This window comes from Rhizobium sp. BR 315 (genome assembly GCF_050577975.1).
Taxonomy (GTDB): Bacteria; Pseudomonadota; Alphaproteobacteria; order Rhizobiales; family Rhizobiaceae; genus Rhizobium; species Rhizobium miluonense.
In genome coordinates this window covers 122,122-148,738 of record NZ_JARWKZ010000009.1, presented here as the reverse complement: position 1 = coordinate 148,738, position 26,617 = coordinate 122,122, and the positions used below count along the sequence as shown (strand labels likewise).

Genomic DNA, 26,617 nt, shown 5'->3' with positions numbered 1-26,617 from the left:
CCCGCGCCCGCAGCGGGGTTTTCGAATATCACGGACCATGGGCCGGGCCGGCAAGTGGCGCTTATTCTTGGCCGTCGTGAGCCAAAAGGCAGCTTACCAGCGCAGAAGGCGCCTGCCGAGGACATATCCTATACCCGTTACGATGGCGATCGCGATCGGATACCAGAGCAGCACGAAGAGCGGGCTGTCGTCGGTGCAATTGGAGGCATAGAACGTCGCAGCGATGCCGCTGGCGGCAAGGCCGGCGACGGCTCCGGCGACACCCGGCCGCTCCGGCGCTCCCTGGCGCAACGCGAACAAGAAGCAGGCGAGCGGGCCGATCGACAGCAGCGGTATCAGCGTCAGGCAAAAGCGGGCATTGTGCCCGATCATCCGCGCGCTCCAGCTGTCCGCCGGCATGACGGCCAGTTCTGCGACAACAGCGGCAAGCAAGAGGATCGGTGCCGCCAGAAGCAGCCAACCCCACAAACGCAGCGATGCCCCGGGCCGCCCGATGCGGAAGACGAGGGCGCAGGCCGTCACGGCAAGCGCGATCGTCACGACGAATTTGAACAGGAAGCGAACCGTTTCCATCGCGGTGTCGATATCGGCGCGAAAACCGATCATAACGAAGAAGAGGCCGCCGGCGATCAGGATGCCCGCAATGACCGCCATGGTCAGGGCCTTGCCGATCCGCACGCGGACCGGCGCATCCTGCGCCAGAAGATTGATGAGGTCATCGGTTTTCACTGGTCTCACTCCGATAAAGGGCTGCAAGCGCCTTCAACGCGCGGTGCAGCGCCACACGCACCGCCCCTTCCGTCATCTTCAGCCGATCCGCGGTCTCCCGTACGCTCGTTCCCTCGACGGAAATCGAACGCACGATCGTCTTTTGCGGGTCCTTCAACTGCTCCAACATGCGGTCGACGTCCAACCGATCCAAGGAATCGACATGCTCTTCTGCTTCGAGAACATCGATCACATCGTCGATCGGCACATTCGCATGCCGTCCGCGCCGTCTCAGGCTGTCGATCAGCTTATTGCGGACGATCGTCGACAGCCAAGGTCCGATCGCCCGCGCCGGGTCCCAGGTTCCGCGCTTCAGGTGGATGGCAAGCAGCACTTCCTGAACCACGTCCTCGGCCTCGCTCGGCGGCGCACCGAACTGGTCGCAACGCCGGCGCGCCATGGCGCGCAGATGCGGCGTCACCGCAGACAGGAAGCGATGGTATGCCTGCCCATCGCCGCCAATGGCGGCGCGCATCCAGACTGCCCATTCCTCTTCGCGCGCCGAATGGCCCACCCGATATCTCCTCTACGCAGGACCGCAGCATTTCGTTACCGGCAATGGCCATTCTTTTTCAAGTCTTTTCGTTTTCAGGCAAAAGTCGTCGTGCCGCAGGCTGATCGAGCGAGACATATAGCCGGCGCAGATTATTTCAGCGCCGATAAAAAATTTCGCGCCCGCTGTAACATCGCGGCGACAGGCTCCGTAGACCCTGATGCAAGCCAATGACGGCTCGCATCCATTTAGGAGACAGATCCATGAAGAATAGCATCATTACCCTGGCTATCGCAGGCTCGATCGCATCGGCACTTGCATCCATCGCCGTCCCGGCATCGGCAGCCGACTCCAAGGAAAAGTGCTACGGCGTTGCCCTCAAAGGTCAGAACGATTGTGCCGCCGGCAAGCATGATTGCGCCGGCAAGTCGGCCATGAGCTATGATAAGATGTCCTTCAAGCTCGTGCCGGCCGGCACCTGCACCTCCATGAAGACCCCGCAGGGCCATGGCTCGCTGACCCCGGCCTGATCTGAAGTCCGATCACCGATCAATTAGCTGATGTAAGGAGTTTGTCATGAGCAGGATTTCCGCAGTCGCCCTGGCCGCATCGGTCGCAACGGCGGTGACACTGGCCGCCAGCGTCACCACCGCTTCGGCCGCCGATGCCAAGGAAAAATGCTACGGCATCGCCCTCAAGGGCCAGAATGATTGCGCCGCCGGCCCCGGCACGACCTGCGCCGGCACATCGAAGATCGATTATCAGCGCAACTCGTGGAAGCTCGTTCCCGCCGGAACCTGCGAAGCGATCAAGACGCCAAACGGCCATGGCACGCTGATGCAAGGTCCGGCGCCTGTCTGATCGAATGCGGTGACGCAGGGCGGCGCATGGTCCTCGCGCCGCCCTCCTTCCAGGATCGAGCTTATCCAAACGGAGGCCTGCCATGAAACCGTCAGAACTTCCCCGCCGTGCCGGGGTCGGCTTCAAGCCGGAACATTTTGCGGCGATCAACGTCGCTAGCCAGCCGATCGGCTTCTTCGAAGTCCATGCGGAAAACTACATGGGCGCCGGCGGCCCGCCGCATGCCCAGCTCGGCAAGCTGCGCCAGGATTATGCTTTGTCTATCCATGGCGTCGGCCTTTCCATTGGCTCGATGCAGCCGTTGGATACGGAACATCTCGCCCGCCTGAAGATCGTCTGCGATCGCTATGAGCCTGAGAGTTTTTCGGAGCATCTCGCCTGGTCGACCCACGACACGACCTTTCTCAACGATCTGCTGCCGCTGCCCTACACCGAGACGACCCTTGCGCAGGTTTGCGCCCATATCGACCAGGTTCAGACCATGCTCGGCCGCCAGATGCTGCTAGAGAATCCGGCTACCTATCTGCTCTTCGAGGAGAGCACGATTGAGGAGACGGAGTTTCTGGCCGAAGTCGCCCGCCGTACAGGCTGTGGCCTGCTGCTCGACGTCAACAATGTTTTCGTCGCCGCCACCAACCATCACATGGATCCGCGGGCCTATCTCAAGCGCTTCCCGGTGCAATGGGTGCGCGAGATACATCTGAGCGGCCATTCGGAGACCATAGACGATGCAGGCGCGCCTCTGCTGATCGACAGCCACGATACGCCGGTGAAGGATCCTGTCTGGGTGCTTTACGAGGAGCTGATTGGCCAAACCGGGCCGATCGCCAGCCTCGTCGAGTGGGATAACGACGTGCCGGAATGGCCGGTTTTGAGAGCGGAGGCGGAGGCTGCCGAGGCCATCTTGAAACGCGCGGCCGAACGCCGGGCAGCCTGAGGAGAAGACCATGTCGCTCGCCACGCAAAGCCGATTCGCTGCAGCCCTCATCGATCCGGACCTCGCCGTTCCCGAGGGGCTGACGGCCTGGAATGGCCCTAAGCCTGCACGGCGCTTCGGCATCTATCGCAACAATGTCGCCATCGGCCTGATCGGTGCGCTCGCTTCGCGCTTTCCGGCAGCGGAAAAGATCGTCGGCGAGGAATTCTTCGCGGCCATGGCACATGAATTCGTCCGGCTGCATCCGCCGCGATCGCCTCTGTTGCTGGCCTATGGCGATGACTTCCCAGACTTCGTCGAGAGTTTCGAGCCGGCGGTGGAAATCCCCTATCTGCCCGACGTCATGAGATTGGAGGTAGCCCGGGGCCGAGCCTATCACGCAGCCGATGCAACACCGCTCGATGCAGCCTTGCTGGCGTCCATCGAGCCGGCGGACTTGGCTGAGCTGGCCTTCGTGCCGCATCCTTCCGCCTCTATAACTCGCTCCGCCCATCCGGCCGTCACTATTTGGGCAATGAACACCGGCGAAATCGAGCTTGCGGATATTGCCGATTGGACTGCCGAGGATGCCCTCGTCGTCCGCCCGCAGATGATCGTCGAGGTGCATCGTCTGCCGCCGGGCGGCGCGACCTTTCTGGAACAGCTCTTTGCCGGCGCCGATCTTGGCCAAGCCTTCGAGGCGGCGCTTGCCGACGCTGCCGATTTCGATCTTTCCGCCAATCTTGCCGGGGCGCTCGCCGCCGGCGCCTTCTCGGACATTCGCTGAGCACTAGAGCCGGATGATTTCAGGTCGAACCGACATAAAATCTGAATTCGCTTTAAAATCAAAGAAGTAAAGCATGATGTCGTCCGAAAACCGCTGACACTCTTCGGCATCGCGCTCTAAGGAGAACCGACATGCAAAACCGGATGACGACGGCTGCCACGGCCGAACGCGAAACCATGACTGAAAGGCTCTATCGCGCCCTCAGGCTTCTCGACCATATTCCACATGACCTGATTGCGCTCGTCGCGCGCCTCTCGATCGCTGCCGTCTTCTGGCAGTCGGGCCAGACCAAGGTGGATGGCTGGCATGTGACCGACAACGCCGTCTATCTCTTCCAGACGGAATATAAGCTGCCCTTCGTCGATCCGTGGATCGCCGCCCATATAGCCGCCTTCAGCGAGCATTTCTTCCCCGTCATGCTGGTCATCGGCCTTGCAAGCCGGCTCTCGGCTCTCGCATTGCTCGGCATGACGCTGGTGATCGAGATATTCGTCTATCCCGATGCCTGGCCGACGCACGGCACATGGGCAACCTGCTTTTTGGTGATCATCGCCGGGGGACCCGGACGCATCGCGCTCGATCATCTGATCGCCAAACGGTTTGGCCGCGTCCTGAGTTGAGAAAGGTAGGAGCGCCGCAGCACGGCGCTCCTTAGCATACGGCTAGGCGGGGGCTCAGCGCAGCACCGGCTCCCCGTGGAAGCGACGGCGCGAAGGTGCCGAAACCCCGAAGCCAACCTCCATCATCAACCGGGGCTTCTGCGTGGGCACGGTGCCCATATGGAAGCCGAAGGGATCCTCGACAAAGCCGGACCCGGCCTTGCCGGTCAGCGTCAGCGCATTCGCCTGCCCATAGTAATCGAGCACCTCGCTTGCCGGGTGGCCTACAAGCAATGTCAGCTGATGCCGGACCCGGCGGCGCTTGTGGCTTCCCTTGATGAAAACGTGCGGGCCAGTGCCCTCATCTACGTCGACCAAGTTGAAGAAGAATTTCAGCATTCGCCAATCGTCGAGGTCGAAATGGTATTTGTCGAGCGACGCGAGGCTTCTGTCTGCCTCAGAAGCCTGCGTTGGAAAACTCCACCAGATGCGGGTGGTGATCACTTTGGCTTGCCCGCCGAGATAGTGTCGGGCGACATCGATCAGCAGTGGATCGCGCTGCACCGCCATGACGGCATCGCAATCCAGCGAACGCTCAAAGAAGTGCCCGCTCAGGATCGGTCGCTCGAAGCGGGATTCCGCTTCTTTGTGGTCTCCCGCGACGAATTCGAGCTTGCGGCTGAAATTGCCGAAGCAGCCGGTGATGCGCGCAAACTCGGCGATCTCGTGATGGATATGGTCGGGTAGCATCAGGCTCGGATAGATCCCCTCCGACCGCAATGCGTCGACGACATCTTTGCGCTCGACGCCGGCAAACATCGAGGTGCCGGAAGCGGGAAGCGGGACGCGTCGCTTGGTGGCAAACCAGTGCATGCGCCGAAACGGCAACGTTCGCGCCAGGAGGAACATCGGCAGCCAGGCCGGGTTTTCTCTAAGATCGGTTAGGTAGGTGGGTATTCTGACTGCCATGCGCTTGAAGCGGCCGCCTTGCCGGGCGACGGACTCCAAGTCTCCTGCTGGGAAATTGTGCATAGTTATCCTCTCTGCACATGTGCAAGTTGCGGCAACAGGCCCAACACCCTGTTGTATTAAATCATTGAGACTGCAGTATTTATTCGTACCAGCAAATGTGCTGTGCAGCGCAGCAAATAGAAGCCCGCCGCCTTCGGTCAAGAGGGGCGGAAGCTCATAAATCGCGGTAAGTCGATAGAAACTGCCGTATCGACACGCTGGGCTTTAGGAGATGCTCCAACATCGTGGGATGGTTGTTTTCTGAGAGGATAGCCGGGGCAGCGCAAACGGAGGCCGGAACGACCCATCCCCATTTGCCGTTAGTTAGGACAATGGCATTATAAGACATTTAACGGCTTCAAACGGAACGGCGGCAACGAAACCACGCGACAACGCTTGATGGCGACTTCGATTTGACAGTCTTGTAACAGTCACATTCCTGTTGGCAATGTTGGCTAAATGAGCAGGAATACACGGAAGAGGCCCCCTATATGACAGACACCAAGACCCTTGATCCCACGGAAGGCATAGTCGATTTCGATGCTGGCGAGGGCGAAGCCGCGACCATCGTGGAGATGGACGACTATACCAAAAGCCTTGCCCTGGCGAAGGCCAAGTCTGTCAAGCTCGTCGATGCCATTACCGGCCAGGCGCTGAAGAAGAAGGATGCGGTGCACGTCGACGACCTCCGCCCCTCGCTGGCGGATTTCATGCGCCTGAAGCATCCCGAGCTTCGAGCCGACGACTATGTCAGTCGCAAGGTCATGGACGACTATCGCGCCCAGTATATCGCAGAGCTGCTGACGGTGGAGCGCGGCGAGCTTTCCAACCTCGAGGACGAGGTCGTCGAAAGCCTGAAGACGCATGATACCCTGGCCGAAAACATCGAAGAGGACTACGAGGACCATCGCTCCATCGGCGACCGCATGGCCGATGGCGTTGCCTCCTTCGGCGGCAGCTGGACCTTCATCATCTCCTTCTGTCTGTTTCTGGCCGTGTGGATGGCAATCAATGTCGTCATGGGCGAAAAGCAGGCATTCGATGCCTATCCGTTCATTCTCCTCAATCTCGTCCTGTCGACGATCGCCGCGCTGCAGGCGCCTGTGATCATGATGAGCCAGCGGCGCACGGAAGAGAAGGATCGCCTGCGTGCGCTCAACGATTACAAGGTCAACCTGAAGGCCGAACTGGAAATCCGCCATCTGCATGAAAAGGTCGATCACCTCCTCAATCGCCAATGGGAGCGACTGACCGAAATCCAGCAGATCCAGATCGAGATGATGCTGGAACAGGCCAAGGCCGCGACGCGGGCGATCAAGGCCAACAAGGCAACGAAAGCCAAGACCAGTGCGCTGAAGAGCCTCTTCGGCAAGGTCAAGGATGATCCCGAGCCGGACGATTCGGTGAATTGATCCGACGGGCAGCCGCGGCACGAAGCCCTTTTCTTGCCGCCTGCAACTCAGGCCTCTGCCGGCTTCCTTCGGGCCGCGAGCAACATCGGCACGCAGACGAGATAAAGCAGCGCGCCGAGAATCCAGATCAAGCCGGGAAATACGGATCTGGACGCAAAGTAGATCTCGCTGATCGCCAGGGGCGCGATGACGGATGCAAGGCTCGTCAGACTGCCCAACACGCCCTGCAGGCGCCCCTGATCGTCCGCGCTCACGCGCTGCGTCACTAGAGACAGCAATGCGGGCTGGCCGATCCCGCCGAGGCAAAAGAGCGGAAAGAGCAGGAAGGCAATGAAACCGCGCGTGGCGAAGGCAATTGCGATATAGGCGGCGCTGTCGCAGACGATTGCGACGATAAGCGCACGCCGCTCGCCCCAGCGCTCGCTCAAGGGGCCGGCAACGAAGGCCTGGGCGAGCGCATGGAAGAGGCCGAAACCGGCCAATGACAGGCCAACGGTCGCCATATCCCATCCGAACTTGTCCTGGCCGTAGAGCACCCAGACGGTGCCGCCGATCTCGCCGATCATGCTGAGAATGACGGACATGAACAGCAGCGGCAGCAGCGCCGGAAACGCACCGATCCAGCGCAAAGGCGCCAGCGGATGAAAAGCGGCCGGATCGATGCGCTCCGGCTTGACGCTGCGCGTCTCCGGCAGTGCGATGAACGCGAGAATGAAATTCAATAGGACAAGCACGCCGGCCGCCACGAACGGCGCGCGAAGGGAGATCGCGCCGAGCACGCCGCCGATGACCGGCCCGAGAATGAAGCCGATGCCGAAACCGGCGCTGAGGAGCCCGAAGGCGCGGGTGCGTTTATCCGCTGGGGTGATATCCGTCAGGCATGCCGCCGCAACGGAGGCGTTGGCGGCCGTCAGGCCCGCAACGGCGCGTCCTAGGAACAGCCACCAGAAATCCGGCGCCCATGCCATGAAGGCATAATCGATCATCCCGCCAGCCAGCGAAACAAGCAGCACCGGCCTCCGGCCATAGCGATCGCTCAATGTTCCGAGGATGGGAGAAGCGAGAAACTGCAGGGCTGCATAGAGCGACAGGAACGCACCGTAGCGCCAGCCGAGATCGGGCGTATGCGCCACGCTCCTGAGAAGCTGCGGCAGGATCGGCATGACGAGGCCCGTGCCGGCGGCATCGAGAACCACGACAGCCAGAATGGTCAAAAGCATCTTGTTCACTGCGCAAATTTATCGTTGATAAGGGACTTTATCGCCGATAAATTATGCGAACGGAACTGTCAATCGGAGAGTCCATGAAAATCGACCGGGACCAGATCGTCGATACGGCGCTGACCATCTGGAACGAGGTGGGTATCGACGGCCTGTCGACGCGGCTGATCGCCCAGCGCCTCGGCGTTCAGCAGCCGGCGCTCTATTGGCACTTCAAGGGCAAGCGGGCTTTGCTTGCGGCTATGAACACCGAGATGCTGAAGCGAAGCCATACGCGCCGCGCACCGCTTGCCGGCGAAACCTGGCAGAAATTCCTGCGCGCCAACGCCCGCAGTTTCCGCTCGGCCTTGCTGGCCTGGCGCGATGGCGCGCGCGTTCACGCCGGGACGCAAGCAGATCCCTCCGATCTGGAGACGATCGAGGCCCAGCTCGACTGTCTGTGCAAAGCCGGCTTCGCGCCGGGCCAGGCCCTGGAAACTCTAATCGCCATCGGCCGCTATGTCGTGGGCTGCGTGCTGGAAGAACAGGCCGACGCGGCAAAGGCATCGGACCGATCGGATCTCGACACCGCGGCGGAAAGCCATCCGAATCTGGCTAAGGCAATCGTGCATTATCGGGTAAGCGGGCATGAGGCATTTTTCGAAGCGGGTCTGGAGCTGTTGATCGGCGGCGCCGAAGTCGCACGCCGGCAGCTCAAAGCGCCCGGATGAATGCGACGAATACCGAACCGGTAATCTCATCACGCCTCTGCCTTGAAGGTGCGGCCGAGATCCGGCCCGATACCGAAATAATGCCGGAACACATAGAGCAGCGGGCTCCACCGACCGGTATCGATGTGGTTCGTTCCCGGTATGACTATATCCCTATGCGCATGGACCCGGATCACCCTCGTTTCGATGATCCAGAACGCCTCCTGCCGCTCCGCGGGCCATTCGCCGGGTGCGTGCGTGGCGACGACCTCCGCTTCAAGTTGGATCGGACATTCGGCTATGCGCGGCGGCCGGACAAGGTCCGACGCCTGCGGCGTAAAGCCGGATACATCGAATTTATCAGCCTCGAAGCGATAGCCGATTTTTTCCTTATGGGGGGGAACGGGGTTGCGGCCAGTAGTCGGAGCCAGAGCCTCGATCTTCGGCCAGAGATCCGGAGAAGGGAAGTTCAACACCAGCTGCCGCTCGCGCATGGCATTTTCCCGCCCCTTGCTGGTGGATGTCAGGCCGAGAACCATGCGGTCGAAAAGCGCCCAGGCCGAGGACATGGGCGAGATATTCGTGGTGCCGTCCGGATTGATGCTCGTGATCAGCGCGACGGGCGTGCCGACATAAAGCACGCTGGGCTTGATGACGATATGCTCCCGATCACCTGCGGCTAACGTGAATTCGGCTGTATGGGTCATCATTGCAAAATCTCCTTTTGGAGCTGCAGTGTAACCGAGCAGGTGCATGCAATAGTTCGGCCATGGCCGAACTATGAGGCATCGAGATCAGATCGCCAGAAAGGCAGGACGACAATTCTTTAGGGACACATGCTTGGCTCGCTATAGCCTATAACCTGATGGCATTAACCGCGAGTAGGCAGCCCTGAACGAGGGCCTGCTTTTGCTCAAACAGGCACCGGTGCCTTGCAGCAAATTCGTCTTCGCGCTGACCTCGCGCGAACTCGTCGCCTCAATCGTACTGGCGCCCGTCGGCATGCAGACCATTGCGACCTTCATCTGGCGGCAATTCGAGTAGGGATCGATCGGCCTCGGCATGGCCCTCGTGGCGATCATCATCACCACGCTCATTCCGCTGACGTTCCTCGCACTTCTGCTCCGCAGCGGTTTCGTCGCCGAATGGCGAGGCTCGCTCGATTTGTGATTTGCCGGCTACCGGATTGCAGGCTCTTTCTCCGCCGGCCGGCGGCATGACGCTATTCGGGCGCCCACCGCATCTCACTGTAAATCGCCAGAACCCGCCCTGTCGGAAAATTGACATTTTTGCGCTAAGGACCGGTTCATGTTTACGCTTGCGACCGCCATCAGCCATTCCCAGGACATCAAACGCAGCCGCTTTCTCGCGATAGCCGGGCCTGCGTCGGACGAACAGGCGGCGAAAGACTTTATCGCGGCGCACGCGGCCACCGACGCCAACCACAATTGCTGGGCATGGCGGATCGGCCAGAACTATCGGTTCAACGACGACGGGGAGCCGAGTGGCACCGCCGGCAAGCCGATCCTTCAGGCGATCGACGGACAGGAGCTGGACTGCGTTGTCGTCATGGTGACGCGCTGGTTCGGCGGCATTCTGCTCGGCAGCGGCGGGCTGATCAGGGCCTATGGTGGCACCGCCGCCCTCTGCCTTCAGGCTGCGGAAAAGACGAAGATCGTACCCATGGTCTCCTTTGCCATAGAAGTGCAGTTCTCCGGTCTCGCTTTGCTGAAATCACGCCTTTCCTCGCTGCCGGACACCGTCATCACGGCAGAACAATTCGTCGCCACCGGCGCCCTGCTGACCCTGAGCATCCCAGCGGCAAACGCCGACGACATCCTGCGGATGGTAACGAACCTCACGAGCGGCCGCGCTGTGATCGACAGGGGCTGATGGACCATCGGTTCGAACGCCCGGTGCGTCGGAACGGGAAGTGCAAAGCAAACGACAGCTTCCCTTAAACGAAATGGCAGATACCGCGAACGATGACGGCGGGCAATTTCCTTACGCCGTGGCCCTGTCGTTACTATCGATCAGGAAACAAGGTAAGCATTTCTCCAAAAGACACCATTTCCCTCCATCTTTAGCATTTCATTCCGGTTTTCGATTTGCAGGCTTCCCTTTATCGGCCTACCTCACCTGAGCTCTTCTTTACCTGACATCTCGAAGGAAGGTGTGATGGAAATCAAGGAAACGCCTGATCTGTGGGTGCTGCGCGCCAAAAGACGCTTGCGCATTCCCGATATCAAACAGGCCGCGATTGAATATGCTCCGCAATTCGAGAAGCAGATCGCCGAATCCGGGCTAAGGGTCGCCGGCCCATGGCTGTTTGTCTCACACAACCTTCCCAGGGATAGCAAGACGTTCTTCGATTGGGAAATATGCCGTCCGGTGGAAAAGCCCGAACGCTATGACGGCGCGATGGAGCTCCACCATTTCGAGCCGATCATCGTTGCGAGCAAGGTGCATCATGGATCGTTGCGGACCCTGTTCACACAGGGCTATGTCCCTTTGGTGGCCGAAATCGAGATGTCCCGCCACATCTTTTCGGGCGAGAGCCGGGAAGTCTACCATGGATGGAACGGCCCCGGAGCATCTTACCATCAGGTCGAAATTCAGTTCGGCCTTGCGCGCTGATCTCTTCAGTTGCCGCAGGATATCGACGATTTCAGGCGTGCCCGGTTCTCCACACCAGTTCTCTACGGAAGTGGCGGAGCGTGGGATTTCAATCCGCGATATCCTTGCAGGCATGCTTCATTTCGAAGTGCGGTGCGTTCAGACACGCCGCCAGCCGATATCAGTCCGATTGACATTCTCTGTCGTTGTGACACCGTTCGGCATCGTTGCTGACTCAGTGTTTTGAGGCAAAATGACAAAACGATCGCAAGCAGTTATCACCACGGCCGAAGAGCGCCCGCGTGACGGATGGAATGACCCTCTCCATGGCTCCATCTTCTGGCACACGCTCTTGAGCAGCGACATCACCCCCACCGATAGCATGAGCGCCGGCATCGCGGACCTTGCACCCGGCGGCGAGCTCAAACCGCATCGGCACGATCCATCGGAAATCTATTTCATCTTCGAAGGAACCGGCATCGTCCGGATCGACGGCCTGGAAACCACGGTCAAAGCCGGCACAACGGTCTTCATCCCCGGCAATGCCGAACACGGCATCCGCAACGAATCATCCGCCAACCTGAAATTCTTCTACGTCTTCCCAACGGAATCATTTGCGGACGTGGTCTATCGATTTCCGGAAAATTGAGGCGTTTTGAGCTGATTGCCAGCGAATCTGCTTGCTCGACCGGCCCGCAATAAAGGCCAAAATGGCGGAGAGGGTGGCACTCTCTGCCAATTTGGCTCGCGATACCTGTGAAAGCTGGGTTTTCTCTAACCCGCTGCTCTCATTCTGAAAATTACGATACCAGCAGGTGTACCACGCGCGATACCCGGATCTCAAGGACCTCGGTTTTCGACAGGGTGCGGACGCGCGAAACTTCCCGACCGGGGTGATTTTTAAGCCTATCGAGATTTGCTTCCCGTTCGGTAAGGTTAGCGTTGATTGCCGAGAAATCTTCCTGTACGGTAAGCCGTCTCGGGAGATGTTTCATGTTCAGGTCCGCACGTGATTTCGGCGCCGCCATTCGGGAGAAACGCAAGGCCCTCGGCTGGACCCAGACCGAGCTTGCCGCCCGTTCCGGCACTGGTGAGCGCTTTATCGTCGAGCTCGAATCCGGCAAGCCAAGCTGCCAGCTCGAAAAATCCCTCATCGTGGCGCGCACCGTGGGGATCGAGATCGGTGACCTCAAGGCGGTCCGATCTGTTCCGGCATCACCGGATGACGACCTTGGCTTCCTGCCGAACTTCGGTGACGGGCGATGACGACGATCTTTTACGAGAGCCTGCCTGTCGCTCATCTGACCTTCGAAGGCGAATGGCGGCTTGATTATGATCAGACCTGGGACGCGCGTCACTCGGCGTTTCCGGTGTCACTGACCATGCCGTTGCGCTCAGGCCCTGTTACGGCCGACAGGCTGCTGCCTTGGCTCGCCAATCTGCTTCCGGAAACGCATCTCGCCGAAATTGGTCAGCGGCTGAAAGTCTCGCCCCAGGATATCGTCGGTCTGCTCAGCCATATCGGGCGTGACACAGCCGGCGCATTGTCGATTGGCACCCCCCGTAAGCCCGGTATCCACCTGCAGCCCGTGCCGGATGCGGCGGCGTTGGAGCATATCCTGGACGAGCTTCCTGCAAAACCCTTCCTCGTCGGTGAACGCGGCGTCTCGATGTCTCTTGCGGGTGTTCAAGAGAAGCTGCCGGTCTTCGTGGATGAGGGCGGTGCGATCTCAATTCCGGTCGATGGAACACCCTCAACACACATTCTTAAGCCGGACACGAAACGACTTGCGGGCAGTGTCGAGAATGAAGCCTTCTGCCTTGCCCTTGCGCGCGCCTGTGGACTGGAGGCGGCCGAAGCGACGATCGGTGTCGCGGGCAACCGGCGGTATCTGCTGGTGAAGCGCTATGATCGCTTTACTGATCTGCAGGGCGAGATCCGTCGACTGCATCAGGAAGATCTTTGTCAGCTCACGGGCCACTTCCCATCGCAGAAATACGAGCGCTCCTCCACAGGACGTGGCGTGACGCTGAAAATGATGTTCGACGCCGTCAGCGACTTAGTTTCGCCTGCCGAGCGCTTGAAGCTGCTCGATGCGGTAATCTTCAACGTGCTGATCTGCAATTCGGATTCGCACGCCAAGAATCATTCGGTCCTGCTTGGTGCTGGCGGCTCGGCAAGGACGCCGCCGCTCTATGACCTGATGTGTGCAGCGGTTTACCGCCAGGTTGACCAGAGCCTGCCGCAGGGGATTGCAGGTCGGTTTAACGCTCCAGATCTCCGGCGGGCGGACTGGCAGACGCTGGCCGATGAGATTGGATTGAGCGGTGCATCGACCATGAGACGCGTCGAGGAACTTGCCGAGCGTGTCAGCTCTACGTGTGAAAGCATCGCGCCGGAATTCGATCATATGGCTGGGGATCCATCGAGAGTGGTGGAAAAGATCACGCACTGCATTCTAAAGCGGTGTCGACGAATTCAGGCGCAGTGCCGCGGATAGTCACGGCTGATTGGGTATTGCCGCTGCTCGCCCCTTCAACTCAGCGAGCGATCTGTTCGCGGCGGCGAGTGCCTTGAAAACTTCGATGGTTTCTAAGCCACGAGGCGATGTCAGATCGGGAAGCTGGTAGGACGGATTTAACATGTGCGACCCGATATGTTAAAAAAGCTGGATTTCTTTAACATGTCCGTCGCAACATGTTAAATCCGCATCCATGGTTGTCAGTGCAAGACAATCCAAGATCTGAATTGAATTCTAAGAAGCAGATTCGCCGGCCAGCGCCTTCAGCGGGGTCCTGTGATCAATTGTGATCGCAGACAGTCAAAACCCGCGACGCTTTTCACAGGCATAAACAGCGTAAATTTATGATAACACGCATGTTTATGGCGGAGAGGGTGGGATTTGAACCCACGATGCCCTTGCAGGCATGCCGCATTTCGAGTGCGGTGCATTCGACCACTCTGCCACCTCTCCGGTTATGCTGGTCGGCGCGTTTTGAGCGCGGGCTGTCTCATAGCGACAGAAGAGGGGGATGGCAAGGGCGAATATGAAAGCTTTTCATCCTTTTGCCTTGACAGATCAGGGACGCTTATATATCCCGTGCGGCGCAATAGGTGTGGATAAGTCCGCGCCTTGCCAGCCCAGCTTCCAGCAGGGCTTCACCGGCAGACCTTTTTGAAGGCTAAGGCCTTTAGATCCCTGCTAAACCTAGACTGATAAAAAGACGGCCGCTCGTCCTTCTGGCGAGAGAGCCGGAACGAACATGAAAGGACAAAAAATGTTCGCAGTCATCAAGACCGGCGGTAAGCAGTACCGTGTGGCAGCCAATGACGTGCTGACCATCGAGAAGCTCGAAGTCACCGCCGGCGGCACCGTAGAATTCACCGAAGTCCTCGTTATCGGCGAAGGCGCCGACGCTGCGATTGGTGCTCCCTTCGTCAAGGGCGCTTCCGTCAAGGCCGAAGTGGTCGAGCACAACCGCGGCAAGAAGGTCATCGCCTTCAAGAAGCGCCGTCGTCAGAACTCGAAGCGTTCGCGCGGCCATCGCCAGCACCACACTGTTGTCCGTATCACGGACATCGTGGCTGCCAAGTAAGTAACGGGATCAGGGTTTAAAGGAGAACTCCAATGGCACACAAAAAAGCTGGCGGTTCCTCGCGCAACGGTCGCGATTCCGAATCCAAGCGCCTTGGCGTGAAGAAGTTCGGCGGCGAAGCCGTCATCGCAGGCAACATTATCGTGCGTCAGCGCGGTACGCAGTGGCATCCGGGCACCAACGTTGGTCTCGGCAAGGATCACACGATTTTTGCGCTTACGGCGGGCAACGTGAACTACCGTACGAAGGCCAATGGCCGCGTGTACGTATCTGTAATGCCGAAAGCGGAAGCAGCGGAATAAGCCGGTAGCGCTCTAAAACAGCCGGCGTCTCATCGACCCGGCTGACCGCATCAGGTTCAGTCCAGAAAAAGGGGAGATGGGATGCCATCTCCCCTTTTTCTTTACCCTCAACCAAGGAGGACTGAACCATGCAAGGCGAATTGTTAAGGGAAGACCAATCGAGGTCTCCCGAAGAGCGGCTGAGGCCGGATAGGTTAAGGACCGATTGCCCCGTCTTACTGTCGGAAAGGCTCGTTCTGCGCGCGCCTCACGAAGAAGACATCGACGCCCTTGCCCATCTCGCCAACAACGCCAATGTCGCTACTATGGTATCGCGTATGCCGCACCCGTATACGACCAATGATGCCGCCGATTTCGTGCGACGCACGAAGCTTGGCGAGATTGGCAAGTGCGTCTATGCGATTACGAAAGCCGACAACGGCGCCTTTCTGGGATGCTGCGGCGTCGAGCCGACGGCCGATCCGAACACCGTCGAGATCGGTTACTGGCTGGGCCAACCCCACTGGAACCAGGGTTATACGACGGAAGCCGCCCATGCGCTGATCGACATGGTCTTCCGTACCCGCGAGAACGTCGCCCAGATCGATGCCCGCTGCAGGGTCACGAACGTCGCCTCGAGAAGGGTCGTGCAGAAGTGCGGCTTCCAGTTCCAGGGGTCCGGCCTCGCCGCTTCCCTGGCGCTCGGCAGCACCGTATCGGTCGAGTGGTACAGGCTCGATCGCAAGACCTGGATATCCTTGCGTAGCTGGGGAGGCATGAGATGAACGCGCTCGCCCTCAACCGCCGCAACGATCGGATGCTGACGCCCGGCCCGACGGCGGTCATCCAGACCGGACGGCTGACCCTGCGCCCGCACCGGCTCAGCGACGCCGACGCGATCGCGGAATCGCTGTCCGATTTCGCGATAACCCGCATGCTCGCCCGGGTGCCTGCGCCCTATGACCGGCAGGATGCACTGGACTGGCTGGTCCAGCACACCTCCGGCCTCGGCATCGATTGGGAACTGGCCATCACCGAGCGGGATGATGTCCACATGGGCTGCATCGGCCTCGAGCTCCGGCATGGCCGCTGGCATCTCGGCTACTGGCTGAACCGCTATTACTGGCGGCAAGGCATCATGACCGAGGCGGTCAAGGCCGCCCTCGAGCGTTTTGCCCGCCGTATGCCCGATGTCGCCGTCCATTCCGGTGCCTTCGCCGACAATCCGGCGTCATTGAAGCTGCAGCAGAAGCTCGGCTTCGAGATCACCGGATGCTCGGAGCTCTACAGCTTCGCTCGCAATACCATGGTTCCGCACATCGAAACCGTGTTGAGGCCGGGCGCGCTGCGGCTCTCGCAGGCGGGGTGAAACCTTGAAACCTGCTATCGCCGGTCTCGCTGGCGATAGCACCGCATCAATCGCGTTGTTCTTGATGTTCTGGCATGCAGACAGCACGATATTCTTTGACCTAAGCCCGAAGCGCCTATATCGAAGGCGACATGACGGGTAAACAGTCGGCCGATGCGCGTCCACGGATGCGCAAAGGGCGGCGGAAATCGATAAAGAGCGCATAGGCTTTTCCGACTCCCATTCGATGCGAAGGGATATGCGCCGACACCGGGTGACGGACGTAAGATGAAATTTCTCGATGAAGCAAAAGTCTATATTCGCTCAGGCGATGGCGGCGCGGGTAGCGTCTCCTTCCGGCGCGAGAAATTCATCGAATTCGGCGGCCCGGATGGCGGCGATGGCGGCCGCGGCGGCGATGTCTGGGTCGAGGCCGTCAACGGCCTCAACACGCTAATCGACTTTCGATATCAGCAGCATTTCAAAGCCACGATCGGCATGCACGGCATGGGCAAGAACCGCGCCGGGGCCAAGGGCGCCGACGTGACGCTGAAGGTTCCTGTCGGCACGCAGATCTTCGAGGAAGACGGCGAAACCCTGATCTGCGATATCACGCAGGAAGGCCAACGCTTTCGCCTGGCGCCAGGCGGAAATGGCGGCTTCGGCAACGCCTATTTCAAATCCTCGGTCAACCAGGCGCCGGACTGGGCCAATCCCGGCCTGCCCGGCGAAGAAAAGACCCTCTGGCTGCGGTTGAAGCTGATCGCCGATGCCGGCCTTGTCGGCCTGCCGAATGCCGGAAAATCGACCTTTCTTGCTGCCGTCAGCCGCGCGCGGCCGAAGATCGCCAACTATCCGTTCACAACGCTGCATCCCAATCTCGGCGTCGCCACCATCGACGGCCAGGAATTCGTGCTGGCGGACATTCCCGGGCTCATCGAGGGCGCGCATGAAGGCGTCGGCATCGGCGACCGCTTCCTCGGCCATGTCGAGCGCACCCGTGTGCTGCTGCATCTGGTCTCCGCCCAGGAAGAAAAAGTCGGCAAGGCCTACAAGACCGTCAAGCACGAGCTTGAGGCCTACGGCAACGACATCCCCGACAAACCGGAAATCGTCGCGCTATCGCAAATCGACGTGGTCGACGAGGAAACGCTGAAGAAGAAGACGCGCGAGCTGGCGCGCGCCTGCGGCAGAACGCCCTTCCAAATTTCCGCCATCACAGGGCGGGGGATGACAGAAGTGCTGCGCGCGCTGCGTGACGTCATCGTCGAGGCCAATTCAGGCGAGGCGGACAAGCCGGCCAAGGCACCCAAGGTGCGGCACCGCGACATGCAGCTCTCCGACGATGCCGGTGAGGATGAAGACGAGGATCAGCAGGGATGACTGCCCGCAAGCCGCTCGACCGCTATCGCCGCATCGTCATCAAGATCGGCTCTGCTCTCCTGGTCGATCGCAAGACCGGCTTGAAGAAATCCTGGCTCGACGGCATGTGCGCCGACATTGCGGCATTGAAGGCCAAGGGCATCGATGTTCTGGTCGTCTCCTCGGGCGCCATCGCGCTCGGCCGCTCCGTGCTCGACCTGCCGTCCGGGGCATTGAAGCTGGAGGAAAGCCAAGCGGCAGCAGCCGTAGGCCAGATTTCGCTGGCCCGCGCCTGGTCGGAAAGCCTCTCGCATGACGATATCGTCGCCGGCCAGATCCTGCTGACGCTCGGCGACACCGAGGAGCGCCGCCGTTACCTCAACGCGCGCGCCACCATCAACCAGCTTCTAAAAATCGGCGCCGTGCCGATCATCAACGAGAACGATACGGTCGCGACCAGCGAAATCCGCTATGGCGACAATGATCGCCTCGCCGCCCGCGTCGCCACCATGACCGGTGCCGACCTTCTGGTGCTGCTGTCAGACATCGACGGACTCTATACCGCGCCGCCGCATCTCGATCCGCAGGCGAAATTCCTGGATAGCATCGCCGAGATCACGCCTGAGATCGAAGCCATGGCCGGCGGCGCCGCTTCCGAACTGTCGCGCGGCGGCATGCGCACCAAGATCGATGCCGGCAAGATCGCCACTGGTGCCGGCTGCGCCATGATCATCGCCTCCGGCAAGGCCGACCGCCCGCTGCACGCCATCGAAAGCGGCGCCCGTTCCTCCTGGTTCGCGCCGTCGGGGACGCCCGTCACCGCGCGCAAGACCTGGATTGCCGGACAGCTGCAGCCAGCCGGCGAATTGCATGTCGACGAAGGTGCCGTCACCGCTCTCGGTGCCGGCAAGAGCCTGCTGCCGGCCGGCGTGCGCAATGTCGTCGGCCATTTCGGCCGCGGCGATACGGTGGCCGTCATCGGGCCATCCGGCCGTGAAATCGCTCGTGGCCTTGCCGGCTACGACGCCGAAGAGGCTCGCCAGATCACCGGCCGCAAGTCGGTGGAGATCGAGGCAATCCTCGGCTATGCCGGCCGCGCCGCCATGGTGCATCGCGACGACCTCGTCATGACCGCGTCCGTCAAAGCGAAGGCCGAGAAGCTGAAGAAGGATGAAGCTCATGCTTGATGCTGTCGCACAAAGCCCCGACATCGATGCGCTGATGAACGATATCGGCCGCAAGGCCCGGGCTGCGTCGCGACCGTTGGCCTTTGCTTCAACCAAAAGCAAGAACAAGGCATTGAATGCCATGGCGGACGCCATTCTAACCCGCAAGGATCATATCCTTGCGGAGAACGCCAAAGATCTGAAGGATGTCGAAGGCACGGATATGCTCGCCTCCTTCGTCGATCGCCTGACGTTGAACGACAAGCGCGTCGCCGAAATGGCCGAAGGCATTCGCGCCATCGCCGCCTTGGCTGATCCGGTGGGCGAAGTCATCGCCGCCTGGGATCGCCCGAATGGGTTGAAGATCGAGCGCGTTCGCACGCCGCTCGGCGTCATCGGCGTCATCTTCGAAAGCCGCCCGAACGTGACGGCCGATGCCGGTGCATTGTGCCTGAAGGCCGGCAACGCCGTGATCCTTCGCTGCGGCAGCGATTCCCGCCGCTCCTCGCAGGCAATCCATGATTGCCTGGTCGAAGGCTTGAAGGCTGCGGGCCTACCGGAACATGCCATCCAGCTCGTACCGGTCAGCGACCGTGCCGCCGTCGGCGCCATGCTGCGCGGCCTGGAAGGCAATATCGACGTCATCGTGCCGCGTGGCGGCAAGAGCCTTGTCGCTCGCGTACAGACAGAGGCGCGCGTACCGGTCTTTGCCCATCTTGAAGGCCTCTGCCACCTCTACATCGATGCCTCGGCCGATCTCGACATGGCAAAATCCATCGTCGTCAACGCCAAGATGCGCCGCACGGGCATCTGCGGCGCGGCCGAAACGCTGCTGGTCGATTCCAAGGTCGCCTCCACCCATCTGAAGCCGCTGCTCGAAGGGCTTGCTGCGGCAGGCTGCGAAATCCGCGGCTCTGCCGACGTCCTCAAGCTCGAACCCGGCGCAAAGGCCGCAACGGAAGAGGATTGGTCGACGGAATATCTGGCGCCGATCATCTCGGTCGCTCTGGTCGATGGCATTTCCGGCGCGATTGCCCATATCGGCAAATATTCGTCGAACCATACCGAGGCTGTCATCGCCGAGGATCCCGCGGTCGTCGAACGCTTCTTCACCGAGATCGATTCGGCAATCCTGCTGCACAATGCTTCCACCCAATTTGCCGATGGCGGCGAATTCGGCATGGGCGCGGAAATCGGCATTGCCACCGGCAAGATGCATGCGCGCGGGCCGGTCGGCGTCGAGCAGCTCACCTCCTTCAAATATCGCGTGCGCGGCACCGGACAGATACGGCCCTAACGTGCTGAAAGAAGAAGTCGATCAACGCTATCTGCGCATGCCCCATGCCGAGCGCGGCATGGTGGTCGGTCTTTTCGGCGGCTCGTTCAATCCGCCGCACCGCGGCCATGCGCTCGTGGCCGAGATCGCCATTCGAAGGCTCGGGCTCGATCAGCTCTGGTGGATGGTGACACCGGGCAATCCGTTGAAGAACCACAATCACCTGGCGCCGCTCGCCGAACGTATCGCCCTCAGCGAACAGCTTCTCCACGATCCTCGCGTCAAGGTGACGGCGTTTGAACAGACGCTGGGCATGAGCTATACGGCCAATACGCTGGCGCATGTGAAGGCACGCAACCGCCATGTCCACTTCATCTGGATCATGGGCGCCGATAGCCTGAACACATTCCATCGCTGGCAGAAATGGGAAGAAATCGCCCGCACCTTCCCGATCGCCGTTATCGACCGGCCAGGATCGACTCTCTCCTACCTCTCGGCCAAGATGGCCAAGACCTTCCACTATGCCCGCGTCGACGAGGATGACGCCCGCGTGCTCTGGAAGAAGCGTGCGCCCGCCTGGACTTTCATCCACGGACCACGCTCGGCGCTCAGCTCGACAGCCTTGCGCGCCGCACAATAACCAACTGATTTTTCGGGAAGATCAAAAATAAAAGCCCGACGCGGGAGGAGGATGCGTCGGGCTTTAAACCTGATCAGCAACTGGGAGGAGGAGGGTTGCTGATCCATATCGAACGGCATTGGGAGGAGGAGATCGCCGTTTCGATGATTATGTTTTACCAGATTTTACCGATTGATAAACGGCCGATTTCGCAATGCAGCAATGCAGCAATTGCATAACAATGAAATCCTTCTGCCCAAAAAACGCTTCTTTGTAGATATCTCGCACTCTGATTTTCAAGTGTCTGAGCAGCACAAGTGGCGCAGTGTGCCATAAACGCACGGTTCGTAACGTAGCTTCTCACTTCGTGAGCGTTCGCCAATTCCATGGGCGAATCCAGCCATGCATTTTCGCAATAGCCGTACGGTCTCATATGTGATGTAGAACTGAAAATCCATAAAATTCGTAGGGTTAGGTGGCGATATCACGCTATATTTTTACAAACACATCCCTAGCCAAGCCTCGCGCATCGTTATATCTCTCGAAACATGTCGACATCTTTGGGGAGATATTAGATGGCCACCAGTCGCCGCCGATGGATCAAGCTTGCAACCGCCGCCCTTTCTGCCGCTTGGCTCGGCCTTTCGGTCACGCCGACACCGGCCCTTGCCGCCGAGAAGATCGTCGTCTTCGCCGCTGCTAGCATGAAGAATGCACTCGACAATGCCGATGCCGCCTTCACCAAGGAAACCGGCAAGGAGGTTACCGTCTCCTATGCCGCAAGCGGACCACTCGCCAAGCAGCTTGAAAACGGCGCACCCGCCGACATCTTCATTTCCGCCGACACGAACTGGATGGACTATGCCGCCGGCAAGAAACTGATCAAGGACGACAGCCGCGTAAACCTGCTCGGCAACAAACTCGTTTTGGTCACTGCCAAAGACAAGGCCAAGCCGGTCGAGATCAAACAAGGCGTGGATCTTGCCGGCCTGCTCGGCGATGGCCGCCTGGCGATCGGCCAGCCGGAATCGGTGCCGGCAGGCAAGTATGGCAAGGCGGCGCTGGAAAAGCTCGGCGTTTGGGCCTCCGTTGAAAAGAAGGTCGCCGGCGCCGAAAGCGTGCGCGCCGCACTCGCGCTGGTTTCGCGCGGCGAAGCGCCCTATGGCATCGTCTATCAGACCGACGTCTCGGCCGACCCGGGCGTTACGGTCGTCGGCACCTTCCCGGCAGACAGCCATCCGCCGATCGTCTATCCGATCGCCATCACCAGCAGCAGCAAGAACCCGGACGTGCAAGCCTATTTCGACTATCTGAAATCGGCTAAAGCTGCTCCCTTCTTCGAGCATGAGGGCTTCACTGTTCTGAAGCGATAAATATCATCGCAACGCATCCGGTATAGGGAAGACAGGAACCCAGGCTCGCCGGTCCATGGCGGGCCTGACTTGTTTCAAGGGGCGGGCATTGGACGCATTGGGTTTGAGCAGCGACGAATGGACGGCCATAGAGCTCAGCCTGCGCGTCTCCATTGTCGCCATGCTGGTGAGCCTGCCCTTTGGCATCGCAATTGCGTATCTGCTCGCGCGTGGCCGGTTCTGGGGCAAATCGATCCTCAACGGCGTCATTCATCTGCCGCTGATCCTGCCGCCTGTTGTCACCGGCTTCATCCTGCTCGTCCTCTTCGGCCGCAAAGGGCCGATTGGCTCGCTTTTCGAGCAATATCTCGGCCTCGTCTTCTCGTTCCGCTGGACGGGGGCCGCTCTTGCCTGCGGCATCATGGGCTTTCCGCTGATGGTTCGAAGCATTCGCCTGTCGGTCGAAGCCGTCGACCGCAAGCTTGAAGAAGCCGCCGGCACGCTCGGCGCCAGCCCCGTTTGGACCTTCGTCACCGTAACCCTGCCGCTGATCCTGCCCGGGATCATTGCCGGCATGATCCTGTCCTTCGCCAAGGCGATGGGGGAATTCGGCGCGACGATCACCTTTGTTTCCAATATTCCCGGCGAAACCCAGACCTTGTCTTCGGCCATCTACACCTTCACCCAGGTTCCCGGCGGCGATGCCGGCGCCATGCGGCTGACCATCGTCGCCATCATCATTTCCATGGCGGCCCTGCTCGCTTCGGAATTCCTCGCCTATCTCGCCGGCCGGAGGGTGGATTTCGAATGACGCTCTCGGTCGATATCCGCCACCGCCTCGGTGCGTTTTCGCTGGAGGCCGCATTCACCTCCGATGGCGGCGTGACGGCCCTTTTCGGCCGCTCCGGCTCCGGCAAAACCTCGATCGTCCGCATCATTGCCGGCCTCACCCGGCCTGATCACGGCCGTGTCAGCCTCGACGACACGGTGCTGGCCGATACCGAGAGGCAGGTTTTCATTCCCCGCCACCGCCGCCGCTTCGGCTACGTCTTTCAGGAAGCGCGCCTGTTTCCGCACCTCTCCGTGCGGCAAAACCTCAATTACGGCCGCTGGTTCGCCCCGAGAAGCGAGCGCAGCGAAAGTTTTGATGGTGTCGTCGATCTCCTTGGCATTGCGTCACTGCTGGACCGACGGCCGGCAAAACTCTCCGGCGGCGAAAAGCAGCGCGTCGCAATCGGCCGCGCTCTTCTATCGTCGCCACGCCTCCTGCTGATGGATGAGCCGCTTGCCGCACTCGACGAAGCCCGCAAGGCGGAAATCCTTCCCTATCTCGAGCGACTGCGCGACGAGACGAAGGTGCCGATTATCTATGTCAGCCACTCCATCGCCGAAGTGGCGCGCCTCGCCAACCGCGTCGTCGTCATGCGCGACGGCAAGGTCGAGACGATCGGTGCTGCCGTCGACATCTTCAGCCAGCTGTCCGGCCCGTTGGCGGCAGACCGCCGCGAAGCCGGCGTGTTGCTGGAGGGTCAGGTCGACCAGCTTGACGGCCAGCATAGGCTGACGGTCGTGGCTTTGAAGACTGCAAAGCTCGTTGTGCCGGGACAGGCAGCCGGTGTCGGCAAGACAGTGCGCGTCCATATTTCTGCCCGCGACGTGATGCTGGCCACAGCAAAGCCCGAGGGCCTGAGCGCGTTGAACATCCTCGAAGGCGTGGTGCGCGATATCGGCATGGCAGCCGATGGAACAGCGGAGGTGACGGTCGATTGCGGTGGCGACATCGTGCTTGCACGCATCACGCAATTCTCAGCCGAGCGATTGGGGCTTCGAGCCGGCATGCCGATCCATGCAGTCATCAAGACTGTGGCGCTTGAACACTAGAGATCGATCAGGACGGATTGGCCGGGCTGCGATTGACCTCAAGCCAATTCAGATCGTCGGCTATGGCGGCGCGCAGTGTCGCTTCCATGCTGCGAAAGCGCCGTAGCAGCTCCTCGCCAAAGGGAGTCAACGCCGCTCCGCCACCCTTCTGCCCGCCACGCTGCGATTCCACGACCGTTTCCCGGAACATGTGGTTCAATTCGCTGACGAGCAGCCATGCCCTGCGATAGGACATATCCATGGCGCGGCCCGCGGCCGAAATCGAGCCAGTCTCCCGGATATGCTCGAGAAGCTCCATCTTGCCACGCCCAAGCCGGTCCTGCTCCGAAAAGCTGATGCGGAGGATGGGCTTTAACGATGGCTGCGGAGCGTCTGTCATGGCATCTGTAACGATTTGGTCTGCATAGTGTATACGCGGCCTTCGTGCGGCTGTACATGCCGACGGGAAATGGACAAGCAGTAGAGCCGACCTATTTGATCTTCAATATAAAAGCGCTTTCGCGCGCCGCGCTAGGAACGCGCGAGCCTTGATCGTAAAGGATTGGAGACACGATGCCGGCCTATATCATTTCCGATATCACCGTCAGGGATGCCGAAGCCTTCCAGACTTACCGGACCCGCGCGGCCGCCTCCATCGCCCAATATGGCGGGCGCTATCTTGTCCGCGGCGGCCCGATCGAGCAGTTGGAAGGCGATTGGTCGCCGCGAGCGATTGTGATCGTGGAATTTCCGGACTTGGAACGGACGAGGGCCTGGTATCGTTCGCCGGAATATGCACTCGCTCTCGAAGTCCGCGATCAGGCACTCAGCCGCAATCTCATTCTTGTCGACGGAGTGAGCCAGGAAAGCTGATTTTAGCCTTCGGCGCAGATATTCACCCATATTTGGTGCAAAAGAGCCCTATTCAGACACAAATCCTTGTCTTCAACGCCTCAAGATGGCCGTCTGCGTCTTGAAACCTTTATACAATGATGCCTATCTTTATGGCGTGATCGACTCAGATCGCGTATGTGCATGTTCTGTTACTCAAGGAAGGAAGAGCACTGACAACAGTACACGCCAAGGGAAGAACGCCTGTCGTTATCCCGAAGAGCCCGGAACGTGGCGCCGATGCCGCTGCCCGCGCCCTGCAAGCCGTCCTCGTAAGCCTCGAGGACTCCAAGGCCGAAAATATCGTCACCATCGACATTGCTGGCAAATCTGCGCTTGGAGACCACATGGTCGTCGTCTCCGGTCGATCGAGCCGCCATGTCTTGGCGATTGCCGACCATCTCATGACCGATCTTAAGGACGAGGGCTTCGGCAATGCCCGCGTCGAAGGTCTGGATGGTGGCGACTGGGTGTTGATCGACACCGGCGACATCATCATTCATGTCTTCCGACCGGAGATCCGCGAGTTCTACAACATCGAAAAGATGTGGGCAGCACCCGATCTCGACGAAGGCACGCTGCACTAGAGCCGGATGATTTTAGGTCTGCTCGACCTAAAATCTGAATCCGCTCTAGAATCGAAAAAGTAGAGCATGATGTAGTCCGAAAACCGCTTACACTTTTCGGCATCATCCTCTGGCCGAGCGACAGCATTTCCAGGAAAAGTGCGCAGCGATTTTCCGTCCGGAATGCGAAAATGCTCCAAGGGCGCTTTCCCGGCCCCGGTTGGCAGCTTCACATCGCCGGAGATGAACCTCCGGCAAGAGTTTCGTTTTGTGCCGCCATGACGGCGGATATGCTTGGGAGCGGGAATGCGGATAGGTCTTTTTGCGGTGGGACGGCTCAAAGCCGGCCCTGAAAAGGATCTTGCGGCTCGCTATCTCGACCGTTTTGCCAAGGCCGGGCCGGCCATCGGCCTGGAAATGGCGCGCATGACCGAGGTTGCCGAAAGCCGCGCTTCCAATAGCGAGACCCGCAAGCGCGAAGAGGCGGGCCTGCTGCAAAAGGCGCATCCGGAAGGTGGCATCCTCATCCTTCTCGACGAACGCGGCAAGGCGCTGGACAGCGAAGCCTTCGCCGCCATGCTCGGTACATTCCGCGATCAGGGCAAGCGCGATCTGACGATTGCGATCGGCGGTGCCGACGGCCTCGACCCATCCCTTTACGAGAAGGCCGACATGACCGTTTGCCTCGGCAAGCTGACCTGGCCACACCAGCTCGTGCGCATCCTCATTGCCGAGCAGCTCTACCGTGCCGTTACCATCCTTTCCGGCCACCCCTACCACCGGGTGTGACCGCTTTATTCGGCTTCGAAAACAGTTTGGCTTTCGGTCTTTTTGCGTTAACGAAACGCTCACACAGGCGTGTTTTGATTCCCGCCCTGAAAATGACGATGCTTCCTAGCTGATCGCGGCAAATCAGCTTATTTTCAC

Annotated in this window: 32 protein-coding genes, 1 tRNA gene and 1 pseudogene; 27 read left to right on the top strand and 7 right to left on the bottom strand. The window is 60.0% G+C overall.

All coding sequences use genetic code 11. The features are described from left to right. Window positions 1-93 precede the first annotated feature (93 nt). Together QD409_RS12660 and QD409_RS12655 are read right to left on the bottom strand one after the other, a co-directional pair. On the bottom strand, window positions 94-729 hold the full coding sequence (locus tag QD409_RS12660) for an NrsF family protein (RefSeq protein ID WP_430762880.1): 636 nt from the start codon (window positions 727-729) through the stop codon (window positions 94-96). Further along, complete coding sequence (locus QD409_RS12655) at window positions 716-1,282, bottom strand: sigma-70 family RNA polymerase sigma factor (protein ID WP_430762879.1); 567 nt, start codon at window positions 1,280-1,282, stop codon at window positions 716-718. The genes QD409_RS12660 and QD409_RS12655 overlap by 14 nt, the downstream gene beginning before the upstream one ends. A gap of 242 nt (window positions 1,283-1,524) precedes the next feature. On the opposite strand from QD409_RS12655, the gene QD409_RS12650 reads away from it, so the two are divergent. From QD409_RS12650 to QD409_RS12630, 5 genes are all read left to right on the top strand, one after another. Further along, window positions 1,525-1,791 carry a BufA1 family periplasmic bufferin-type metallophore gene (locus QD409_RS12650; RefSeq protein ID WP_092846358.1) on the top strand — a complete coding sequence of 89 codons (267 nt, stop codon included), beginning with the start codon at window positions 1,525-1,527 and terminating at the stop codon, window positions 1,789-1,791. 46 nt (window positions 1,792-1,837) lie between these two features. Continuing rightward, window positions 1,838-2,122 carry a BufA1 family periplasmic bufferin-type metallophore gene (locus tag QD409_RS12645; protein WP_430762878.1) on the top strand — a complete coding sequence of 95 codons (285 nt, stop codon included), beginning with the start codon at window positions 1,838-1,840 and terminating at the stop codon, window positions 2,120-2,122. A gap of 82 nt (window positions 2,123-2,204) precedes the next feature. Continuing rightward, entirely contained in the window at window positions 2,205-3,059 is an 855-nt protein-coding gene (bufB, locus tag QD409_RS12640) for an MNIO family bufferin maturase (RefSeq protein ID WP_430762877.1), read from the top strand. 10 nt (window positions 3,060-3,069) lie between these two features. Further along, entirely contained in the window at window positions 3,070-3,825 is a 756-nt protein-coding gene (locus QD409_RS12635; protein ID WP_430762876.1) for a DNA-binding domain-containing protein, read from the top strand. Window positions 3,826-3,956: 131 nt separating this feature from the next. After that, window positions 3,957-4,445, top strand: coding sequence for a DoxX family protein (locus tag QD409_RS12630; RefSeq protein ID WP_430762875.1), 489 nt, complete (start codon window positions 3,957-3,959; stop codon window positions 4,443-4,445). A 54-nt stretch (window positions 4,446-4,499) separates the two neighbouring features. On the opposite strand, the gene QD409_RS12625 is transcribed toward QD409_RS12630, so the two are convergent. Next, window positions 4,500-5,456, bottom strand: a complete 957-nt coding sequence (locus QD409_RS12625) for a phytanoyl-CoA dioxygenase family protein (protein ID WP_430762874.1) — start codon at window positions 5,454-5,456, stop codon at window positions 4,500-4,502. 470 nt (window positions 5,457-5,926) lie between these two features. On the opposite strand from QD409_RS12625, the gene QD409_RS12620 reads away from it, so the two are divergent. Beyond that, a complete protein-coding gene (locus tag QD409_RS12620; protein WP_430762873.1) occupies window positions 5,927-6,847 on the top strand; it encodes a DUF1003 domain-containing protein in 921 nt (306 codons plus the stop codon). A gap of 47 nt (window positions 6,848-6,894) precedes the next feature. On the opposite strand, the gene QD409_RS12615 is transcribed toward QD409_RS12620, so the two are convergent. Continuing rightward, entirely contained in the window at window positions 6,895-8,067 is a 1,173-nt protein-coding gene (locus tag QD409_RS12615; RefSeq protein WP_430762900.1) for a TCR/Tet family MFS transporter, read from the bottom strand. Window positions 8,068-8,150: 83 nt separating this feature from the next. Here QD409_RS12615 and tetR point away from each other — a divergent pair, with 83 nt between their 5' ends. After that, entirely contained in the window at window positions 8,151-8,777 is a 627-nt protein-coding gene (tetR, locus tag QD409_RS12610; RefSeq protein ID WP_430762872.1) for a tetracycline resistance transcriptional repressor TetR, read from the top strand. Between the two features lie 29 nt (window positions 8,778-8,806). On the opposite strand, the gene QD409_RS12605 is transcribed toward tetR, so the two are convergent. After that, window positions 8,807-9,466, bottom strand: a complete 660-nt coding sequence (locus QD409_RS12605) for a flavin reductase family protein (protein WP_430762871.1) — start codon at window positions 9,464-9,466, stop codon at window positions 8,807-8,809. Window positions 9,467-9,665: 199 nt separating this feature from the next. On the opposite strand from QD409_RS12605, the gene QD409_RS12600 reads away from it, so the two are divergent. The 6 genes from QD409_RS12600 to QD409_RS12575 all read left to right on the top strand — a co-directional run bounded on the left by QD409_RS12600 (window position 9,666) and on the right by QD409_RS12575 (window position 13,873). Then, on the top strand, window positions 9,666-9,800 hold the full coding sequence (locus tag QD409_RS12600) for a hypothetical protein (RefSeq protein ID WP_430762870.1): 135 nt from the start codon (window positions 9,666-9,668) through the stop codon (window positions 9,798-9,800). 264 nt (window positions 9,801-10,064) lie between these two features. Then, a complete protein-coding gene (locus QD409_RS12595; protein WP_430762869.1) occupies window positions 10,065-10,649 on the top strand; it encodes an IMPACT family protein in 585 nt (194 codons plus the stop codon). A gap of 285 nt (window positions 10,650-10,934) precedes the next feature. Then, window positions 10,935-11,393: a hypothetical protein gene (locus QD409_RS12590; RefSeq protein WP_092846378.1), complete on the top strand. Its 459-nt coding sequence runs from the start codon at window positions 10,935-10,937 to the stop codon at window positions 11,391-11,393. A 232-nt stretch (window positions 11,394-11,625) separates the two neighbouring features. Continuing rightward, entirely contained in the window at window positions 11,626-12,021 is a 396-nt protein-coding gene (locus tag QD409_RS12585) for a cupin domain-containing protein (RefSeq protein WP_430762868.1), read from the top strand. 344 nt (window positions 12,022-12,365) lie between these two features. Continuing rightward, window positions 12,366-12,638 carry a helix-turn-helix transcriptional regulator gene (locus QD409_RS12580; protein WP_092846382.1) on the top strand — a complete coding sequence of 91 codons (273 nt, stop codon included), beginning with the start codon at window positions 12,366-12,368 and terminating at the stop codon, window positions 12,636-12,638. Next, window positions 12,635-13,873: a type II toxin-antitoxin system HipA family toxin gene (locus tag QD409_RS12575; protein ID WP_430762867.1), complete on the top strand. Its 1,239-nt coding sequence runs from the start codon at window positions 12,635-12,637 to the stop codon at window positions 13,871-13,873. Before QD409_RS12580 ends, QD409_RS12575 begins: the two co-directional genes overlap by 4 nt. 384 nt (window positions 13,874-14,257) lie before the next feature. On the opposite strand, the gene QD409_RS12570 is transcribed toward QD409_RS12575, so the two are convergent. Continuing rightward, window positions 14,258-14,347 (bottom strand) — tRNA-Ser (locus QD409_RS12570). Between the two features lie 304 nt (window positions 14,348-14,651). Here QD409_RS12570 and rplU point away from each other — a divergent pair. From rplU to modC, 11 genes are all read left to right on the top strand, one after another. Beyond that, entirely contained in the window at window positions 14,652-14,969 is a 318-nt protein-coding gene (gene rplU / locus QD409_RS12565; protein WP_004127263.1) for a 50S ribosomal protein L21, read from the top strand. A 32-nt stretch (window positions 14,970-15,001) separates the two neighbouring features. Beyond that, window positions 15,002-15,271, top strand: a complete 270-nt coding sequence (gene rpmA, locus QD409_RS12560) for a 50S ribosomal protein L27 (protein WP_092846384.1) — start codon at window positions 15,002-15,004, stop codon at window positions 15,269-15,271. A gap of 128 nt (window positions 15,272-15,399) precedes the next feature. Further along, window positions 15,400-16,035 (top strand): GNAT family N-acetyltransferase, encoded by a 636-nt coding sequence (locus tag QD409_RS12555; RefSeq protein WP_430762866.1) that lies wholly within the window; start codon window positions 15,400-15,402, stop codon window positions 16,033-16,035. Beyond that, window positions 16,032-16,619, top strand: a complete 588-nt coding sequence (locus QD409_RS12550; protein ID WP_430762865.1) for a GNAT family N-acetyltransferase — start codon at window positions 16,032-16,034, stop codon at window positions 16,617-16,619. Before QD409_RS12555 ends, QD409_RS12550 begins: the two co-directional genes overlap by 4 nt. 267 nt (window positions 16,620-16,886) lie before the next feature. Further along, window positions 16,887-17,981 carry a GTPase ObgE gene (gene obgE, locus QD409_RS12545; protein WP_430762864.1) on the top strand — a complete coding sequence of 365 codons (1,095 nt, stop codon included), beginning with the start codon at window positions 16,887-16,889 and terminating at the stop codon, window positions 17,979-17,981. Beyond that, window positions 17,978-19,147, top strand: a complete 1,170-nt coding sequence (proB, locus tag QD409_RS12540) for a glutamate 5-kinase (protein ID WP_430762863.1) — start codon at window positions 17,978-17,980, stop codon at window positions 19,145-19,147. The genes obgE and proB overlap by 4 nt, the downstream gene beginning before the upstream one ends. After that, window positions 19,140-20,423, top strand: coding sequence for a glutamate-5-semialdehyde dehydrogenase (locus tag QD409_RS12535; RefSeq protein ID WP_430762862.1), 1,284 nt, complete (start codon window positions 19,140-19,142; stop codon window positions 20,421-20,423). Before proB ends, QD409_RS12535 begins: the two co-directional genes overlap by 8 nt. Window positions 20,424-20,460: 37 nt before the next feature. Further along, on the top strand, window positions 20,461-21,042 hold the full coding sequence (locus tag QD409_RS12530) for a nicotinate-nucleotide adenylyltransferase (RefSeq protein ID WP_430762899.1): 582 nt from the start codon (window positions 20,461-20,463) through the stop codon (window positions 21,040-21,042). Window positions 21,043-21,596: 554 nt separating this feature from the next. After that, the gene (gene modA / locus QD409_RS12525) at window positions 21,597-22,394 is read left to right on the top strand and encodes a molybdate ABC transporter substrate-binding protein (RefSeq protein ID WP_430762861.1); all 798 of its coding nucleotides are present in this window, start codon (window positions 21,597-21,599) and stop codon (window positions 22,392-22,394) included. An 88-nt stretch (window positions 22,395-22,482) separates the two neighbouring features. Next, window positions 22,483-23,184 (top strand): molybdate ABC transporter permease subunit, encoded by a 702-nt coding sequence (modB, locus tag QD409_RS12520; RefSeq protein WP_430762860.1) that lies wholly within the window; start codon window positions 22,483-22,485, stop codon window positions 23,182-23,184. Then, complete coding sequence (gene modC, locus QD409_RS12515; protein ID WP_430762859.1) at window positions 23,181-24,254, top strand: molybdenum ABC transporter ATP-binding protein; 1,074 nt, start codon at window positions 23,181-23,183, stop codon at window positions 24,252-24,254. The genes modB and modC overlap by 4 nt, the downstream gene beginning before the upstream one ends. Before the next feature lie 7 nt (window positions 24,255-24,261). Here the strand turns inward: modC and QD409_RS12510 are convergent, their stop codons facing one another. Further along, on the bottom strand, window positions 24,262-24,633 hold the full coding sequence (locus QD409_RS12510) for a winged helix-turn-helix domain-containing protein (RefSeq protein ID WP_430762858.1): 372 nt from the start codon (window positions 24,631-24,633) through the stop codon (window positions 24,262-24,264). 173 nt (window positions 24,634-24,806) lie between these two features. Here QD409_RS12510 and QD409_RS12505 point away from each other — a divergent pair, with 173 nt between their 5' ends. The 3 genes and pseudogenes from QD409_RS12505 to rlmH all read left to right on the top strand — a co-directional run bounded on the left by QD409_RS12505 (window position 24,807) and on the right by rlmH (window position 26,479). Next, the gene (locus QD409_RS12505; protein ID WP_430762857.1) at window positions 24,807-25,106 is read left to right on the top strand and encodes a DUF1330 domain-containing protein; all 300 of its coding nucleotides are present in this window, start codon (window positions 24,807-24,809) and stop codon (window positions 25,104-25,106) included. A gap of 162 nt (window positions 25,107-25,268) precedes the next feature. After that, a pseudogene (gene rsfS, locus QD409_RS12500) lies at window positions 25,269-25,711 on the top strand (ribosome silencing factor). 285 nt (window positions 25,712-25,996) lie between these two features. Further along, complete coding sequence (rlmH, locus tag QD409_RS12495; protein ID WP_430762856.1) at window positions 25,997-26,479, top strand: 23S rRNA (pseudouridine(1915)-N(3))-methyltransferase RlmH; 483 nt, start codon at window positions 25,997-25,999, stop codon at window positions 26,477-26,479. Window positions 26,480-26,617 lie beyond the last annotated feature (138 nt).